The sequence below is a fragment of the Roseibium album genome, assembly GCF_965233825.1.
Taxonomy (GTDB): domain Bacteria; phylum Pseudomonadota; class Alphaproteobacteria; order Rhizobiales; family Stappiaceae; genus Roseibium; species Roseibium album.
The window spans coordinates 1-16,507 of record NZ_OZ247583.1 but is presented as its reverse complement, the minus strand read 5'-3'; the positions used below and the strand labels follow the sequence as shown (position 1 = coordinate 16,507).

Annotated in this window: 16 protein-coding genes; 10 read left to right on the top strand and 6 right to left on the bottom strand. The window is 56.3% G+C overall.

The features are described from left to right. Window positions 1–252: 252 nt before the first annotated feature. From ACO6TI_RS00080 to ACO6TI_RS00035, 10 genes are all read left to right on the top strand, one after another. Window positions 253–1,275: an ABC transporter substrate-binding protein gene (locus tag ACO6TI_RS00080; RefSeq protein ID WP_422384115.1), complete on the top strand. Its 1,023-nt coding sequence runs from the start codon at window positions 253–255 to the stop codon at window positions 1,273–1,275. 217 nt (window positions 1,276–1,492) lie between these two features. Further along, window positions 1,493–2,290, top strand: a complete 798-nt coding sequence (kynA, locus tag ACO6TI_RS00075; RefSeq protein ID WP_055114267.1) for a tryptophan 2,3-dioxygenase — start codon at window positions 1,493–1,495, stop codon at window positions 2,288–2,290. Window positions 2,291–2,839: 549 nt separating this feature from the next. Then, the gene (locus ACO6TI_RS00070) at window positions 2,840–4,576 is read left to right on the top strand and encodes an ABC transporter substrate-binding protein (RefSeq protein ID WP_055114265.1); all 1,737 of its coding nucleotides are present in this window, start codon (window positions 2,840–2,842) and stop codon (window positions 4,574–4,576) included. Window positions 4,577–4,701: 125 nt separating this feature from the next. Further along, the gene (locus ACO6TI_RS00065) at window positions 4,702–5,766 is read left to right on the top strand and encodes an ABC transporter ATP-binding protein (RefSeq protein ID WP_104704884.1); all 1,065 of its coding nucleotides are present in this window, start codon (window positions 4,702–4,704) and stop codon (window positions 5,764–5,766) included. Between the two features lie 12 nt (window positions 5,767–5,778). Next, window positions 5,779–6,870: an ABC transporter ATP-binding protein gene (locus ACO6TI_RS00060; RefSeq protein WP_422384114.1), complete on the top strand. Its 1,092-nt coding sequence runs from the start codon at window positions 5,779–5,781 to the stop codon at window positions 6,868–6,870. Beyond that, window positions 6,867–7,733, top strand: coding sequence for a carbohydrate ABC transporter permease (locus ACO6TI_RS00055; protein ID WP_055113570.1), 867 nt, complete (start codon window positions 6,867–6,869; stop codon window positions 7,731–7,733). Before ACO6TI_RS00060 ends, ACO6TI_RS00055 begins: the two co-directional genes overlap by 4 nt. Before the next feature lie 11 nt (window positions 7,734–7,744). Next, complete coding sequence (locus tag ACO6TI_RS00050) at window positions 7,745–8,542, top strand: carbohydrate ABC transporter permease (protein WP_029064752.1); 798 nt, start codon at window positions 7,745–7,747, stop codon at window positions 8,540–8,542. Continuing rightward, a complete protein-coding gene (locus tag ACO6TI_RS00045; RefSeq protein ID WP_196917667.1) occupies window positions 8,542–8,820 on the top strand; it encodes a DUF2160 domain-containing protein in 279 nt (92 codons plus the stop codon). Before ACO6TI_RS00050 ends, ACO6TI_RS00045 begins: the two co-directional genes overlap by 1 nt. 144 nt (window positions 8,821–8,964) lie before the next feature. Next, window positions 8,965–9,360 carry a BlaI/MecI/CopY family transcriptional regulator gene (locus tag ACO6TI_RS00040; RefSeq protein ID WP_055113567.1) on the top strand — a complete coding sequence of 132 codons (396 nt, stop codon included), beginning with the start codon at window positions 8,965–8,967 and terminating at the stop codon, window positions 9,358–9,360. Then, the gene (locus ACO6TI_RS00035; protein ID WP_104704885.1) at window positions 9,347–10,504 is read left to right on the top strand and encodes a M56 family metallopeptidase; all 1,158 of its coding nucleotides are present in this window, start codon (window positions 9,347–9,349) and stop codon (window positions 10,502–10,504) included. Before ACO6TI_RS00040 ends, ACO6TI_RS00035 begins: the two co-directional genes overlap by 14 nt. 18 nt (window positions 10,505–10,522) lie before the next feature. On the opposite strand, the gene ACO6TI_RS00030 is transcribed toward ACO6TI_RS00035, so the two are convergent. From ACO6TI_RS00030 to ACO6TI_RS00005, 6 genes are read right to left on the bottom strand one after another with little or no spacing between them, the layout of a single operon-like run. Then, window positions 10,523–10,798 (bottom strand): amphi-Trp domain-containing protein, encoded by a 276-nt coding sequence (locus ACO6TI_RS00030; protein WP_422384113.1) that lies wholly within the window; start codon window positions 10,796–10,798, stop codon window positions 10,523–10,525. After that, window positions 10,795–12,144 (bottom strand): metallophosphoesterase family protein, encoded by a 1,350-nt coding sequence (locus ACO6TI_RS00025; protein ID WP_422384112.1) that lies wholly within the window; start codon window positions 12,142–12,144, stop codon window positions 10,795–10,797. Before ACO6TI_RS00025 ends, ACO6TI_RS00030 begins: the two co-directional genes overlap by 4 nt. A 21-nt stretch (window positions 12,145–12,165) precedes the next feature. After that, on the bottom strand, window positions 12,166–12,867 hold the full coding sequence (locus ACO6TI_RS00020) for a histidine phosphatase family protein (protein ID WP_422384111.1): 702 nt from the start codon (window positions 12,865–12,867) through the stop codon (window positions 12,166–12,168). Continuing rightward, a complete protein-coding gene (locus ACO6TI_RS00015; RefSeq protein WP_422384110.1) occupies window positions 12,864–13,964 on the bottom strand; it encodes an HprK-related kinase B in 1,101 nt (366 codons plus the stop codon). The genes ACO6TI_RS00020 and ACO6TI_RS00015 overlap by 4 nt, the downstream gene beginning before the upstream one ends. Continuing rightward, complete coding sequence (locus ACO6TI_RS00010) at window positions 13,961–14,851, bottom strand: GAK system ATP-grasp enzyme (protein WP_422384109.1); 891 nt, start codon at window positions 14,849–14,851, stop codon at window positions 13,961–13,963. The genes ACO6TI_RS00015 and ACO6TI_RS00010 overlap by 4 nt, the downstream gene beginning before the upstream one ends. Further along, complete coding sequence (locus ACO6TI_RS00005) at window positions 14,844–16,376, bottom strand: phosphotransferase (RefSeq protein ID WP_422385355.1); 1,533 nt, start codon at window positions 16,374–16,376, stop codon at window positions 14,844–14,846. The genes ACO6TI_RS00010 and ACO6TI_RS00005 overlap by 8 nt, the downstream gene beginning before the upstream one ends. Window positions 16,377–16,507: the final 131 nt, after the last annotated feature.

Genomic DNA, 16,507 nt, shown 5'->3' with positions numbered 1-16,507 from the left:
CAATTTGCAGGCAATCGGGCGACGCAGGTTCGCGGTGTCCGTTGTGGAATGCCGGCTGGGTGAAAAAAACGGTAAGTAAGTTGTTTCCCTTATTAGGAATAAGACGCCGGTGCAGATATTGTGAACGGTCAGGGTGACTTGTTTTTCAACGAAGTCCCGGCCTGACAAAAAAGGAAAAAAATGGTCGTTCGTTTCCTGTTATTCATGGTCTTCTGGATCTTAACCAGCGTCGCGTATGCTGCGGATTTCAGAGTGACGTTTATCAATCCGGGCGGCTCCAGCGGGTTCTGGGGCGAAGTCTCCAAGACAATGTCTGCCGCGGCAGCGGACCTGAATATCGACCTTGAAATCCTGAACGCCGATCGACAGCCTTATGGTATGGAGGAGCGGTTGCAGTTGCGGCTGGAGCAAGGAAATCTGCCCGACTATTTTATTCTCGTGAACGAATATCAGGCTGCTGCCCGTCTGGTTCAATTGCTGGATGGCAAGCCGAGCAAAGTTCTCTTTCTCCTGAACAATCTTACCCGGAAACAAAAAGCGATACTCGAATTGCGCAATATCGATCTGCGCAAGATCATCGCTTCCGTGGTGCCGGACAATGAGACTGCCGGCTATGAAATGGCCTTTTCGCTTTTTGAAAACGAACGCCTGCTGCATCCTGACCGAAAAAAGATCCGGTTGCTTGCCCTGACCGGAGACACGTCGACACCGGCAGGACTGCTACGTGAAACGGGTATGCAGCGCGCCGTCGCGGACAATTCCGACGTTGATCTCATACACGCCATCCCGGTGAACTGGAACGAGGAAACCGCGTATGCGCGCGCCAGGGACGTTCTCGCCCGTACGCCGGTGGATATCGTCTGGAGTGCAAATGACGCGATCGCGTTCGGTGCTCGCAAGGCGGTGGAAGAAACGGGATTGAAAGCAGGGGCGGACGTCCTCTTTGCGGGCCTCAACTGGTCCAAGCGCGCCATGGACGCCATTCAGCGCCGGGAAATGACCATGTCCCATGGCGGTCATTTTTTTGCCGGTGCCTGGGCGATCGTCATGCTCAGGGATCACTTCTACAGGATTTCGGCGGGTGAAGTTTACGTCGACGTCCGTTTCAAGATGTCGCCGATCACCGCAGACAATGTGGCGCTGTACCTGGAAAACCTTGGAGACGGCAACTGGGACAAGATTGACTTCAGCCGCTTTTGCAAAACCCGAAACGGTCGCAGCAACTACGACTTCTCCGCAACGGCAATATTGGAAGCGGCGGCTTCGACACAATAGTCTAGCAAGTTGCCTGCAGCCCAATCATCCAGGCATGCATGGTGGTATTTTCGAACCTGATTGCATCTTTAAGCTATTGAAATTGAAACTGTTCAAAGCCCTGCTTGTCGCAGTATAGATGGCTGGTCCAAGCAAGGCGCATGCAAGGTGGGAGCAGGAAGTGACGAAAGAGACCGGAAAGAGTGACGCTTATGATCCGGCATCGGAAGGTGCTCAAATGACCTTCTCGGACAAGATGTCCTATGGGGATTATCTTGGCCTTCCCAAAATTCTGTCTGCCCAAAAGGCCCTGTCGGATGCGCCGGACGAATTGCTGTTCATCATTCAGCATCAGACATCCGAACTCTGGATGAAGCTCATGCTTCACGAAGTCCATGCCGCTCGGGATGCGATTGCCAATGACCGCTTGCCGGAAGCAATGAAACTGCTCGCCCGTGTCAGCCGCATCATGGAGCAACTCAACTCTGCATGGGATGTGCTGCGGACAATGACACCCAGCGATTATACCCGATTTCGGGATGCTCTGGGGCAGTCTTCCGGCTTTCAGTCTCTTCAATACCGGCTGATCGAGTATGTCCTCGGCAATCGCAATCTCTCAATGGCAAGGCCACACGAGCATGATCCCGACAGTTCCGCTTTGCTGGAAGCCGAGCTGGAAAAACCCAGTCTATATCAGGTGGTGCTGGCCTTTGCCCGCCGCCAAGGCTTCAATGTGTCGGACGACATCACGGGCATACCGGCAAAAGAGCCACACCGGGAAATCGAGGAGATCAGGGACCTCTGGCAAGCGGTCTATCAGGATCCGACCCGATACTGGGCACTCTACGAGGTTGGAGAAAAGCTGGTTGACCTGGAAGACTATTTCCGGCGCTGGCGGTTCAATCACGTCACGACGGTTGAGCGTGTGATCGGCTTCAAGCGGGGCACAGGAGGCACGGGCGGGGTGTCCTATCTGAAACGTATGCTTGAAGTGGAGCTGTTTCCCGAACTTTGGCGGGTCAGAACCGTGCTCTGAAGTTTTCCAAAGGAACGACCGATTGGCAATGGCGGCGAAACCTGGCCGCGCCGGACAACGTGCGTCTTGCCGGAGTTGATCGGGTGAAGTTCCACTTGTGCCCCGCAGGTGGTTTTCCGTGAGTTTGAATTCATGACCAGCGCGGCGACGCGGTGCGGGTTCTCCAAGGAGGGGGCGCAGTCACCGCTATTGCCGGCGAGGCGATTTTGCACTGCAAAATATGACTTGTTTTTTCGTTTGCAGTGCAAAACGAATACCAAGTGAAGCTATTTTGCTAGCAATCCGAAAGACACGAAACTGAATTTTCCACTATGTGAAATGCCAAGATTGTGCCACACTCAGCTGTCCGAGCATCAATGTTTGATGAAATTCGATGCTTGCGAGCGTCGATTGGCCGGCCGAAAAAGACATTGATTTCAATATCTTGACTTTCTTTGGCAGCAACTGAAAAACCTACTAAAAAATTAGTTTGACATCATGGCAACGGTGTGGCCATGTATGCGAAGCCGGATAAACACGGCTCTTATTCTCACATGGGAGGAGATGCAGATGCGTAAGTATCTACTCTCCGCAGTTGCAGCTGGTGCTGTACTTGCGGGAGCAGGGTCCGCTTTTGCCGACGAAGCAGCGGCGAAGAAATGGATCGACCAGGAATTCCAGCCATCCGTTCTGACCAAGGACGAGCAGCTTGCAGAAATGCAGTGGTTCATTCAGGCGTCCGAACCGTTCGATGGAATGGAAATCAACGTTCTTTCCGAAGGTATTCCGACCCACTCTTACGAGTCGGAAGTCCTGGCGAAAGCGTTCGAGGAAATCACAGGCATCAAGGTCAATCACCAGATCCTCGGTGAAGGCGAGGTTGTTCAGGCCGTTCAGACCCAGATGCAGACCGGCCGGAACCTCTATGACGCCTATGTCAATGATTCCGACCTGATCGGTACTCATTCCCGTCTTCAGCTGGCTTACAACCTGACCGACTGGATGGGTGGCGACGGCAAGGGTGTGACAAACCCGGGTCTCGATCTGGAAGATTTCATGGGGACCCAGTTCACCACGGGTCCGGATGGCGATCTCTACCAGCTTCCCGACCAGCAGTTCGCAAACCTTTACTGGTTCCGCAAGGACTGGTTCGACCGTGAAGACCTGAAGACCGCGTTCAAGGACAAGTACGGTTATGATCTGGGTGTGCCGGTCAACTGGTCGGCCTATGAAGACATTGCCGAGTTCTTCTCCAAAGACGTGAAAGAAGTCGACGGCGTCACCATTTACGGCCACATGGACTACGGCAAGCGTGCACCGGATCTCGGCTGGCGCATGACCGACGCATGGCTCTCCATGGCAGGTGCCGGCGACAAGGGTGAGCCGAACGGTATTCCGGTCGACGAGTGGGGCATCCGCATGGAAGCGGGTACCTGCAATCCGGTCGGTGCCTCCGTTTCCCGCGGTGGTGCGGCGAACGGTCCGGCTGCGGTCTATGCGATCCGCAAGTGGGACGAATGGCTGCGCAACTACGCGCCTCCGGGTGCTGCAAGCTTCGACTTCTATCAGTCTCTGCCGGCTCTCAGCCAGGGTAACGTCGCCCAGCAGATCTTCTGGTACACAGCCTTCACCGCGGACATGGTGAAGCCGAAGTCGGAAGGCAACAACACGGTGGATGACGAAGGTACGCCGCTGTGGCGTATGGCTCCGAGCCCGCATGGTCCCTATTGGGAAGAAGGCCAGAAGGTCGGCTACCAGGACGTGGGTTCCTGGACCATCTTGAAGTCAACGCCGGAAGACCGTGCAAAAGCAGCCTGGCTCTATGCTCAGTTCGTCGTTTCCAAAACCGTCGACACGAAGAAGAGCCACGTCGGTCTGACCTTCATCCGCGACAGCACCGTCAACCACGAGTCCTTCACGGAACGTGCGCCGAAGCTGGGTGGCCTGGTCGAGTTCTACCGGTCTCCTGACCGTGTGGCATGGTCTCCGACCGGAATTAACGTTCCCGATTATCCCAAGCTGGCACAAATCTGGTGGCAGCAGATCGGTGACGTGAACTCCGGAGCATTCACGCCGCAGGAGGCCATGGACCGTCTCGCCGAAGAAATGGACATCGTCATGGGCCGCATGCAGCAGGCTGACGAGCGTGCCAATGTCTACGGTGGTTGCGGCCCGCGTCTCAACGAGCCGCAGGATCCGCAGGTCTGGCTTTCCAAGCCGGGTGCTCCCAAGGCCAAACTCGACAACGAGAAGCCAGAGGGCAAAACCGTGAACTACGACGAGCTTGTCGCCCGCTGGGGTCAATAAGCAAAAGCGTAGGGTTTAACTCGTATGGACCGGGGCATGTTCCCGGTCCATCACCGCACGGCAGGTGACGGGCGGCGAAACCGGTGTTTCGCATAAGGGGCCCGGTCCGGACTCGGGCAGAAAAAATGTCTCTAGAACTTAAAAACGTCAGCAAGCGCGTGCAGGGCATCACTCATGTCAAGGACACGAGCCTGACGCTTCATCCCGGCCACTTCAACGTTCTCCTTGGAGAAACGGGTGCCGGAAAAACCTCGCTGATCAAGCTCATGGCAGGTCTCGACAACCTTGCGTCCGGGCAGATCATCCTGAATGGCAAGGACGTCTCCAAGCTGACGGCGCAAAAGCGCAATATCAGCCTGGTGCACCAGTTTTTCGTCAACTATCCGCACATGTCGGTGTTCGACAACATCGCTTCTCCCCTGAAGATCGGCGGTGTCGCCAAGTCCGAGATCGAGGGCAGGGTTGAAGAGGCGGCGGATCTCATGAAACTGAAGCCCTTTCTGGGCCGCAGGCCGCACGAGCTTTCCGGGGGACAGCAGCAGCGAACCGCTCTGGCGCGCGCGATCGTCAAGGAAAGCGATGCAGTGTTTCTCGACGAGCCGCTCGCGAACCTCGACTACAAGCTTCGTGAAGAACTGCGTGATCAGCTGCCGGACCTGTTTGCGGGACGTGGCGCCGTAGTCGTCTACGCGACTTCAGAGCCTGAGGAAGCCCTGTTGCTCGGTGGACACACGGCCCTGATGACCGACGGCAACGTGGTTCAGTTCGGTCCGACTGCGGACATCTATCGCAAACCGAAAGACCTGGATGCCGCCAAGGTTTTTTCCAATCCGCCCATAAACATTGCACCCGTGAACAAGCAGGGCGACACGGTCGTCCTGACGGACGAGATCCGTTGGAAGGCCGCGGACAGCGTGGCACGGCTCAAGGATGGTCCCTACACGCTTGCGATCCGGCCAAACCACGTGTTGCCGGTGGAGTCTCTCTCTCACACCGTCCGGCTGGAAGGCCATGTTCTGGTGACGGAACTGAGCGGATCTGAAAGCAGCGCCCATTTTGACCTGCACGGACATTCATGGGTGTCCCTGTCACCGGGTGTCCATCCCTATTTCGTGGGCGAAGTCCATACGTTCTATCTGGATCCGAGCCATTGTTTCTTCTTCGCGCCTGACGGCGAGCTGGTGGCCTGAGGGGAGAACATCATGGCACAAATCAAACTCTCCAATCTGCGTCACAGCTACCTCTCCAAACCGGAGAGCGATGAGGACTATGCGCTGAAGAAGATCGACCTGACCTGGGAAGACGGAGGCGCCTATGCTCTCCTGGGACCATCGGGTTGCGGCAAGTCCACCCTGCTGAACATCATTTCCGGACTGCTGGTTCCTTCCGAAGGCAAGATCCTGTTCGATGATCAGGACGTGACCGCATTGCCGCCGGCAAAACGGAATATCGCACAGGTGTTCCAGTTCCCGGTCATCTACGACACGATGACGGTTTACGACAATCTTGCGTTCCCGCTTCGAAACCGGGGGCGGGACGAGGAGACTGTCAAGGAACGGGTGACGGCTATTGCCGAAATGCTCGAGGTCACCGACATGCTGACCACCCGGGCTTCCAATCTTTCCCCGGATAACAAGCAGAAGATTTCAATGGGCCGGGGACTGGTGCGCCAGGATGTGAATGTCGTCATGTTCGACGAACCCCTGACCGTGATTGATCCGCATCTGAAGTGGAAACTGCGTTCCAAGCTGAAAGAGCTGCATCAACGGGTCAAGGCAACAATGATCTACGTGACACACGACCAGACCGAGGCACTCACGTTTGCCGATCAGGTCGTGGTGATGCAGGACGGTGAAATCGTTCAGATCGGCACGCCAGTCGAACTCTTCGAGCGACCCGCGCATACGTTTGTCGGCCATTTCATCGGCTCGCCGGGCATGAATGTTCTGCCTTGCGATGTAAAAGACGGTGGAGCGTTTTTCGCAGGCGAGCGGGTCGGTCTTGAAGGGCCGCTGGAAGATGTCACCAACGGTGCCGCGGAAATCGGTATCCGTCCGGAATTCGTCTCCGTGTCGGGGTATGGGACAGGCCTTGCCGCGCATGTGCGCAAGGTTGCCGATATCGGCCGTCACAAGGTGGTGGAGGCGATTGCCAACAACAGCCGTATTCATGCGATCCTGGAAGGTGATGCACCAAACGCCGGTGACCAGGTGAACCTGGAATTCAAGCAGTCGCAGACACGGCTTTACAAAGACGGCTGGCTGGCCAGCACGCCAGGGGAGGGTGTCCAGTGAAAACCCAGAATCAACGTGCCTGGCTGTTCGTGACGCCAGTGCTGCTGCTGGTCGCGTTCAACGCGCTCATTCCGATGATGACCGTGGTGAATTATTCGGTCCAGGAAACCTTCGGCGACAACCTGTTCTTCTGGCAGGGGCTCGACTGGTTCGAACAGGTTCTCAGATCGGAGCGTTTTCACAACGCGCTCGGACGCCAGTTCCTGTTTACCTTCCTGATCCTGATCATCGAAGTGCCACTTGGTATCGCCATAGCGTTGTCGATGCCCAAACAAGGTCCCTGGGTGCCATTCTGTCTGGTAACGATGGCCTTGCCGATGTTGATCCCCTGGAATGTGGTCGGGGCGATGTGGAACATCTTCACGCTGCCCGATATCGGCCTGCTTGGCTACTTCATGAACCACACGCTGGGCATTTCCTACGACATGACCCAGAACCCGCTTGCGGCCTGGGTGACCATCATTGTCATGGATGTCTGGCACTGGACATCGCTGGTCGTGCTTCTTGCCTATGCCGGTCTTGTTTCCATCCCCAACGCCTATTACCAGGCCGCGGAAATCGACGGGGCTTCCAACTGGGCCGTATTCCGGTTCATTCAGCTGCCGAAGATGAAAACGGTTCTGACAATCGCAATCCTGCTGCGGTTCATGGACAGCTTCAATATCTACACAGAGCCGTTCGTTCTGACCGGTGGTGGACCGGGCAATTCGACCACGCTGCTCTCCATTGATCTCGTGAAGATTGCTCTCGGCCAGTTCGACCTCGGTCCGGCTGCCGCCATGTCTCTCATCTACTTCGCCATCACGCTGCTCGCCTCCTGGCTGTTCTATACGCTGATGACGATGAACGACAACAAGTCCTGAGGAGAACCATCATGCGTTTGAAAAGCCTGGTTCCCGTGATTTACATCCTCTTCCTGATGCTGCCGATCTACTGGCTCGTCGCGATGAGTTTCAAGACAACCAATGAAATCCTTGCCGGGTTCTCGCTGTTCCCGCAGACTTGGACACTGGCAAACTATATCGAGATCTTCACCGATCCGACCTGGTACTGGGGCTACATAAACTCCATCATCTACGTGACCATGAACACCGTGATTTCGGTCCTGGTGGCCCTGCCTGCTGCCTATGCGTTTTCCCGGTATTCCTTCGTGGGCGACAAGCACCTCTTCTTCTGGCTGCTGACGAACCGGATGGCTCCCGCAGCCGTCTTCGCCCTTCCGTTCTTTCAGCTTTATTCGGCGGTTGGCCTGTTCGACACCCATCTGGCGGTTGCACTCGCGCATTGCCTGTTCAACATTCCGCTGGCTGTCTGGATCCTGGAAGGTTTCATGTCGGGCGTGCCGAAGGAGCTGGATGAAACAGCCTATGTCGACGGTTACTCGTTTCCGCGTTTCTTCGCGACGATCTTTCTGCCCGCCATCAAGTCGGGTGTCGGGGTGGCTGCGTTCTTCTGTTTCATGTTCTCCTGGGTGGAAATGCTTCTATCCAAGACACTGACTGCCGTTGAGGCCAAGCCAATTGCTGCCGTGATGACCCGAACGGCTTCCTCCGCCGGATATGAACTCGGCCTCCTGGCAGCCGCCGGGACCCTGACCATCATCCCGGGCGCAATCGTGATCTATTTCGTGCGGAACTACATTGCCAAGGGCTTCGCCCTGGGGAGGGTATGATGCTGGGATGGATGGCGTGGACCCTGCCGACAGCGCTGTTGTTTGTCGGCATCTTTTCGGCAATCGGACTGTTGACCATAGTGGAGATCAAGTTTCCGGGCGGCCATGAACGGCGTGGCATTCTCGGGCTGACAACGACCCGCGGAGACCGTCTTTTCATTACGCTTCTCGGCACGGCCTACATTTTCCTGGCATGGCTCGGATTGGTGGGCACTCCGTTGTGGTGGCCGCTGGCTCTCAGCATCGCCTGGGGGTCATTCAGCTTCTGGAAAATTTAGGCACATCGAGAATACCACCAAGCCTATAGTATTTTCCGGACCAATCGTGCATGAATAAGGTTCGGGGGCGTGCATTCACAAGAATTCATAGAAGTTCGAGGCACGACCTGAGCCACATCCAGACCGCAATGGCGCAGGACTATAATGAGAAAGCGTAAAAGCAACGAGTTTCTGACCGAAGTCGAACTGGAGTTCATGACAGAACTCTGGAAACTCGGCGAAGGCTCCGTGCGGGATATACTCGCATCTTTGCCCTCGGAAAGAAAACTTGCCTATACGTCCTGCGCAACCATCATGCGGATCCTGGATGAAAAAGGCTTCGTGGACAGCCGGAAAGAAGGCAAAACATTCATCTATACCCCTCGGCTGACCAAGGACACCTACCAGTCCCGTTCCCTGAGAAACCTTTCTGAAAAACTCTTCGACGGCACGCCCGCATCGCTCGTGGCCCGTCTTGTCGACGAATATGAATTCTCAGATGACGACCTGGAGGAAATGAGAGCGTTACTGGACAGGAGGAGGACAGATGACGCTACTTAACCAGATCTTCGACATTTATGTCGATCTCAATATCACCCTGGCCTTGACGGCAATTATCTGGTTGTCGGCAAAGCTGGTTCTGGCTCGTCTGGGGAAAAGACTTGCCTTCAACTACCAGCTGGCCATCCTGAACGGCCTGTTCGCCGTCATGGTCCTGTCGCCTGTCGCGGTTGCTGCTTACCAGCAGATGCAAATGGCGCAGGTTGTCCCTGTCGCAGGTACCGTAAATCTGACCGACTATGCGGTTTCACAATATCTTCGGGGTGGCATAGCCATCCCGGCGGAAGATTTTCAGTCTATCCTTGGGCTTCGAAGTCGTCTGACGGAAAGCGTGCTCACGTTTGCACCAGGTGCGGGCATGGCAGTGGTCCTGTTTTTGCTCGCAGGCTTTACCTATTTCGGCGCGAAGCTGGCTGTCAGTGTCGTGCGGCTTAACCGCATGCTGGCGGCGTGTCACACATGGCGTTGTGCAGGGCGGTTGCATCTTCTGCTGTCGGACCGGGCTCTGGTTCCGTTTTCGGCACGCGGTCTGCGTCGCCACTATGTTGTGATCCCGTCCGATCTTCTGGCAAGATCGGAGGATCTGAAACTGGTGCTCAAACACGAGTTGCAGCATGTGCGTCAGGGCGACGTGACCTGGGAAATCGGATTGGAGTTGCTGCGTCCGTTCTTCTTCTGGAATCCGTTTTTCTATCTCTGGAAGTCCGAGGTCGAACGGCTTCGGGAACTGGCATGCGATCAGAAAGTAACCGACGACGCCAATGTCGATCTGAGGTCCTACTGCATGTGCCTGCTTCGCGCGGCTCAGGCCGGTCTCAGGAAGAGACAGAACCTGAGCGCGAAAGACCGTGTCGGCAATGTTGCCGCTGTTGCTCTCATCGAGGTGCAGAACCGGTTGCTGCGCAGGTCTCCGGCCCAAAAACTGCGGCGTCGGGTCGAGGCTCTTCTGGAACGGGACCGTCTGCGGCCTCACTGGGGTTTCGTCTGCCTTGCAGTCCTGCCGATGATTGCTGTCGTGTTTCTGTCGGCACTGTCGATCCAGAAACCTGCCGACTGGACCCAGGACCGGCTCATGCTCTCCACAATCATCAATCTGGAGCGCCTCGAGACGATCAACACGTTCGGACAACGCCCGCTGCGATAACGGGCCACAAGGGCGGGATCACCCGCCCTTGACCTTTAGTTTGCCGCTGTCTTTCTTTTCCTGGGTGTCGTTTGTCCAGGTGATGCGCAGATCCAGCTTCGACTGGCCGTCTTCATTGGTTGCGGTAACCCGCAGGTTCATCAGGCCATTCGGTTCGAGCGTGATATCGCCAGTGTCGTCACCGAACTGGAGTTCTCCCTTCGAGATCCCGCGTTTGACCGCGTCGAGCAGTTTCTGGATGGATTTCCTGTCCTGAAGCGACTGATGCCGGAAACGGCCCTTGCGTTCCATCATCGCGCCATCCCGTGCTGATGAAGTATCTGGACCGGGTTGAATAACTTGGCATGCGGATAGTCGCAGCTGATCCCGATGATATTGCCGTCCGGATGAATGATTGTGGCCCCCGTTCCAATGCCCTCCAGACCTTCATTGCTTCTGGAATGCCGGTCAAGGGTTATGTCCGCCTCCAGGTGCAGCAGACCGTGCCTGGATTTCAGTTCCTGGCCGCTGTGACGGTTTATGTGACCGTGTACAAGCATCCTGACGCCTGCCTGGTGAAGGTCTTCGACCCCCCTTTCTGTCAGTGGATGATCGATGTCGCGGTACTTTGTGCGCATCAGGTTCGCGATGGTGCCGGAATAGAAGACAAAGGGGTCCTTCCGGCTTTCCTTCCTGAAGCGCCGGTTCACGTGAGCGATGCCCCTGGCGGCGATCTGGTCTGCCATGTTGTCATCGACGCCTGCATGAACGAAAAGGAGCGAACCGCTTTTGTGAACGGCCTTCATGGACTGGAAAAACCAGGCGTAGCGCCCGGCGGGATTGATAAACAGGTCTCTGCATGTCAGAGCAGCGGCATAGAGTTGCCGGATCGACAGGCCGGCTTCTTCCACATGATCCGTGAACTTTTCCATTTTCTTTTTCAGCCGGCGCATTTCCTTGCGGATCGCGGCCTCATTGAGATAGCCCGCGGCGGCCCTGGGAAAGTGTTTTTTCCATTTCCTGCCCGGAAGCATGCAGGCCAGACAGGTTTTTTCGTCCGGAAGGCCTGCCATAGCTGTTTCCTCGTCGACATGACGGTCGAAGATCTCTCGCATGAGCGGCAGGACCTTTTTCCCCATACGGACAAACATGTGCGCATTGATCGACTTTCGGCTTCCCGCAAGGGATTCCAGTCCGAGGAAGAGGCGCAAGTCGTGATTGCCTGCCAGAAGCACCACGTCTGCACCGGACTTCATCAATGCGGCGAGACAATCCAGCAGGTCCAGATTGCTTGGCCCCTTGTCGAGACAGTCGCCACCTATGATGATCTGGCAGCTTCTGCCGAACCCGGTGAGACCGAACTCCGTCAATCCGGTTCCGATGCGGTCGACGACACGGGCTGCAACAAGGGATCTGAGGAGACTTTCCGCATCGGCGTGCGGATCTGAAATGAAAACGACCGGCTTTTCCGGCCAGTCCCATGGCCCGAGCGCGTTTGCCCTGACCAGGCTCGCGGCAAGATCCGGTTCCGCGTCCGCAGAGGGCATGAAGTCGTGATCCGTACCGAGCGGCCAGGGCACGAAACTCTCCGGTATACCGAAGCTGTCGGAAGCACCGGCAGCGATCGGCGGGAGAAACGGGGTCAGGGTTCTGTTTGTCATCTTTGTTCTTTGCCGTGAATCTCAGTCCGTCGTGTTTTCCAGCAAACTTCGCTCCTTCCAGGCACCTGTGTGGTGATGCCAGGTTTTGTCCTGTGCGCGCTTCAGCACCACGGGTCTGGCGTGATGCATGCTGAGGCGGCGAATATCCTCAAATCCGAGCACACCAAGATGATGGGCCGCATGGCGCAAGGCAGCGCCATGGCCAACAAAAATCTGTGCGTTTGCGTCAGCTAGATTATTCAATACGCTTAGCCGGTTCTTCAGAAAATCAGCGACACGTGTGCCGGCCTCCAGCAGGCTTTCAGCCCCTTGGGCAGGCAGTCGGTAGTGACTGTCGGCTTTCCAGTTTTCCGGTGGTATCGGGTAGCGGGGGTCTTCTTGCAGGGTTCGTTCGATTTCGGGGATAGTCAAATTGGCAAGAGCGCCGACGCTGCGTTCGGCAAGCGCTTCGTCTTCCGTGATCCGAAGATCAACACCGGTCGCATCGGACAGTGAATGGCTCAAAAGTGTCGCAGTTTGCCAGGCCCGCAGCTGCCTGGAGCAGAAGATTTCCCCTGCCAGCCGCCACTTTTGGCTTTGCGCGAGAGCTGCAACTTCCCGGCCTGCAGCCATTGCCTGTTCCTTGCCGGCATCTGTAAGCCCAAATGGTTGAAGTGCACTCGGCGTTCCCGTTTTTTGATGATAAGCGGCGTGGCGCACAAGGATGGCAAAACGATCAGTCATCCGCGTTGCCCCAGGAGTTCGGTGCCTGCATCGAAGAGTGCATCGAAATCGATATGTCCCGTGACTTCCCAGACCTGGATGCCTTCCAGGGCTGCAAGATACGCGTTGCGTTCCACGGAAGACCGGTCCGTCCAGAACGGCCCGGCCTTGGTCTGGTAGAAAGGTCCGGGGTTTTTCATGATAGCGGACAGGAGATCCGACCGGTCGCCGAGCTTCACCCTGGACACGTTGGTCGGTGCCCTGCTGTCTCTCGACCAGTTCAGGACCCAGAAGTCAGTCAGGCGAGCATCGTGGGAAATGCGTCCGGGCCCGTAAATGTCATCGATGAAAAGATCGTACTTTTCCTCAAGATGCCAAAGCTCGTCGGGTTCCATGTTCCTGAGTTCTTCTTCGCGCTCTTCGTCGATGAGGCCGAACAGGCGCGTGTTGGTAACGATGGTACCGGGATTGATGCGCGGGAGCTTCGGAACACCGAGTGCGTTCGCCCCATCCTGATTCCCGCGCACAAGCAGCCTGTCGTTGGTGACATATTGAGTGTCGGCCACTTCCATCAGGCGTAGCATCGTGGTTGATTTGCCGCCGCCGGAAAGGCCGGCGATCGCGAGACCTTTGTCTGCGGTCTTCACTGCCGCCGCATGACAGGCAACCCAGCCGTTTCTTTGAAAATGGTTGAGGATCTGGGTGTTGATGAAGTTGATGACCTGGTTGGAGTTTGTGTCTGTCGGGCCAAAGGCAATTGCCCAGTCCGGCGATTGCAGAAATTGCACGCCGGTGCGCACCTTGTGGACCAACCTACCGTTTTCCAGATCGCAGATCATATCCTTCCGGTTGGTCTTGCCGGGCTCGCGAACCCAATCTTTGTATTTGAAATCAAACGGGAATTCTGCCGGACCAAGAGCATACACCGTCATGTCCGGTTCGGATGGCGCGGTGATGACATGCTGAAAATATCTCAGAAGTTCGGCAAGGAGCGCACCGGATGTACAACGGATCTCGAGGACGTAGCCGCCGACCGACAGGCAAAACGGGTCGGAGGCCATTGTCGCCCGGACCGGTGCCAGTGTGTCGACCAGATCCCTTACGCTGATACCGGTCATTTTCGGAGCCTTGAAACCATGTGACCTGCATAGAGCTTGGCGGCGTCGATGGATGCACCTTCCAGAGCCCCCTTGAAACCACCGAAGGCGGAGACTTCGAAAACGATCGGCTCGTCAGCCGTCAGTCCGACATCGACCGTCGTGAAATCAAGTTCGAAGGGAGCCTGCGCCCTTTCAGCCAGGTCGATCACGTCCTGATCCGGCTCGAAGGGCTCATATTTGCCACCATGGAGGATCGTGGTGTTCCAGCTGTCGGTCTGCGAAACTCTTGCGTAGGTTCCCAGGTACTTTCCGCCAAGGAACACCATGCCGAGATCCCGGCCGGACAGATTGACTTTCTTCTGAAGATACATCACCGGATTTTCGGCCTTGAAGGCGGAAATCCCATCCCTGAGAGCGGCCACACCCATGCCGGCGTCCATCAGCGTCATGCCACGTGCCTTTGTGGAGAACAGCGGCTTGAAGACGGCGCTACCGAAACGCTGCACGGCGGCAAGCGCTTCGCTTGTACTTTCCGTCACGCAGGTTGCCGGCATCGGTATGCCCGCATTCGAAAGAGTTACCGTGCAGCTCAACCGGTTGACCAGACCCAGGATCGAGGACGTTCTGGAAAAGATACGTACACCGGCGCTTTCGGCTACCCGCAGCATCTCGAGCCGGTCCAGCATAGCCGGGTTGTAGTCCTGACTGATCTTCTTGATCACCAGGCCGTCCAGGTCGCACAAGTTTGTATCGCCGGCCATCAGGGCGCGGTTTTGCAGGTCAAGCGCAACGTCTGCCATGTCGACCACGCAACGGTAACCTGTTTCCGCTTCCAGAGCATCTGCCAGTGTCTCGGTGGACCATCTGCCGGGAATACCGACAACCCCGATTTTCAGATCAGTCAACAAAGATCTCCTTCATGGGGAGCCGGAGCCTTGCTTCCTCGCCGGCCTTGCAGGCGATCGTCTGTTCGATCAGATAGCGCGCCCTCAGCCACATGCGCCTCGAGAGTTGCTTGTCGAAAATGAACCGGGTGGAGCTGGCAAAGGATCGTGCAAGTCCAAGCGCGAGGCGAAACTCGAATGTATCGTCGCCATGCTTGCGGGCGAAGGCCTTGGCGGATTTATGAAAGTCCAGGCAAAGCCGCATGATCCGATGTCGCGTGTCCCGGTCGCGCACCTGAAGCCGATAATTCGATACCAGGAAGACCGAGACGTCCTGGACATAGTCCATGTAGCGGGAGCGATGCAGGTCGATGAAGTGGATCCTGTTTTCATCCGGATCGTAAATGATGTTGTCGACATTGAAGTCGCCGTGAATATAGACGGAAAACGGCGCCGACACTTTCATTTCGCGCGCATTTGCTTCAGCGACAAGCTCATCCAGGCAAGGCAGCTTCTGGCCGGCAAAGCGTGTGGCAGGATCCTTGAATTCAGGATGAATCCGACGCACTTCGTCCAGGCGTTCCGCCAATTGCTGCATGCTGCCAAGCTCGGCCGGTTTTGACGTCTTTGTCTGTTTCCAGACGTCCTTGAGTGTAGTTGAAAGGCTCGCGAGCGCCTTTTTGCAGATTTCCTCGGACCCGTTGAGGACGATGTGCTCGAACGTCGTGCCGGGCAGGTGCTCGATCAGCAACGCTGCGGACTGGTCGCGTTTTTCGTAGGAAAGGATCTTCGGTGCCAGACCGGGATAGATTTCGTGCCAGCTCTTCACGCCCGCCCGTTCTTCCCTGACCTTGCTTTTTTCACCATCCTTGAAAACGGCGGCGACTTCTTCGGTCTTCTTGTTCTTGAGGGCAGAGACGGAACTTCCCGAACGCGTTTCGGCGATTGTTTCGATCTTGAGGCCACCACCTGCACCCTCTAGATCCGACTTCAAGCTCTGCAGGGAGAAATAGCGTTCAAGATTGACCGCCTGGCCGATATTGGCCGAAATCAGCGCTTCGCTTATCGTGTTTAGTGAATCTCCCATTCTCTGGAATTCGTTTGCCACCAGAAGACTGTTGGCAATGTCCGCGGGCCTGAGCTTCGGATTTCCCATGTCCCTGGTGTAAGCCTTGAACAGCTTCCGATAGTCGGTCTCGATCTTTTTCTGAAGCTCGCCGATCTCGATCGCCTGCTTGCTGTCATTGTCGAAAAACGCGTTTTCGATCTTGCCGACGCCCTTGCGCACGGACCTGACGACCGCCGGATACCTTTCAGGTAAAAGCGTTGCAAATGCATCGATGCGCTCGACATGCCGCAGCGACTGACGCGCGAGGTTGGCGATCCGCTGCAGATCGGTTGCGACGAGTTCCAGGCTGCGCAGAGTGAGGTGTTTTCGATTGTCTTTTCTGGTGTTTGCCAGCTGACGGACGCAGGCGGCATGAATGCGGGCCTTCAGATTATGGGCATAGCCTGCGCGCTCCAGGATCCGTCTGGCACGCGCAATTGTCGGCTCCTTGAAGAAAGCCTCAAGCTGTAGCAGCTGACCGTCGATCTCCGCGCACAGAAAATGGAGATTTTCCCGGATGGTTTTTGGCAGGTTAGACATAAAAGGATCCGAGATAGACTTCGAGGTCC

Bases quoted from the DNA above. Each gene is read 5' to 3' on its own strand.
- ACO6TI_RS00060 (WP_422384114.1), top strand. From the start codon at position 5,779: ATGGCACAAATCAAACTCTCCAATCTGCGTCACAGCTACCTCTCCAAA.
- ACO6TI_RS00070 (WP_055114265.1), top strand. From the start codon at position 2,840: ATGCGTAAGTATCTACTCTCCGCAGTTGCAGCTGGTGCTGTACTTGCG.
- ACO6TI_RS00045 (WP_196917667.1), top strand. From the start codon at position 8,542: ATGCTGGGATGGATGGCGTGGACCCTGCCGACAGCGCTGTTGTTTGTC.
- ACO6TI_RS00030 (WP_422384113.1), bottom strand. From the start codon at position 10,798: ATGATGGAACGCAAGGGCCGTTTCCGGCATCAGTCGCTTCAGGACAGG.
- ACO6TI_RS00050 (WP_029064752.1), top strand. From the start codon at position 7,745: ATGCGTTTGAAAAGCCTGGTTCCCGTGATTTACATCCTCTTCCTGATG.
- ACO6TI_RS00015 (WP_422384110.1), bottom strand. From the start codon at position 13,964: ATGACCGGTATCAGCGTAAGGGATCTGGTCGACACACTGGCACCGGTC.
- ACO6TI_RS00020 (WP_422384111.1), bottom strand. From the start codon at position 12,867: ATGACTGATCGTTTTGCCATCCTTGTGCGCCACGCCGCTTATCATCAA.
- ACO6TI_RS00065 (WP_104704884.1), top strand. From the start codon at position 4,702: ATGTCTCTAGAACTTAAAAACGTCAGCAAGCGCGTGCAGGGCATCACT.
- kynA (WP_055114267.1), top strand. From the start codon at position 1,493: ATGACCTTCTCGGACAAGATGTCCTATGGGGATTATCTTGGCCTTCCC.
- ACO6TI_RS00040 (WP_055113567.1), top strand. From the start codon at position 8,965: ATGAGAAAGCGTAAAAGCAACGAGTTTCTGACCGAAGTCGAACTGGAG.
- ACO6TI_RS00035 (WP_104704885.1), top strand. From the start codon at position 9,347: ATGACGCTACTTAACCAGATCTTCGACATTTATGTCGATCTCAATATC.
- ACO6TI_RS00025 (WP_422384112.1), bottom strand. From the start codon at position 12,144: ATGACAAACAGAACCCTGACCCCGTTTCTCCCGCCGATCGCTGCCGGT.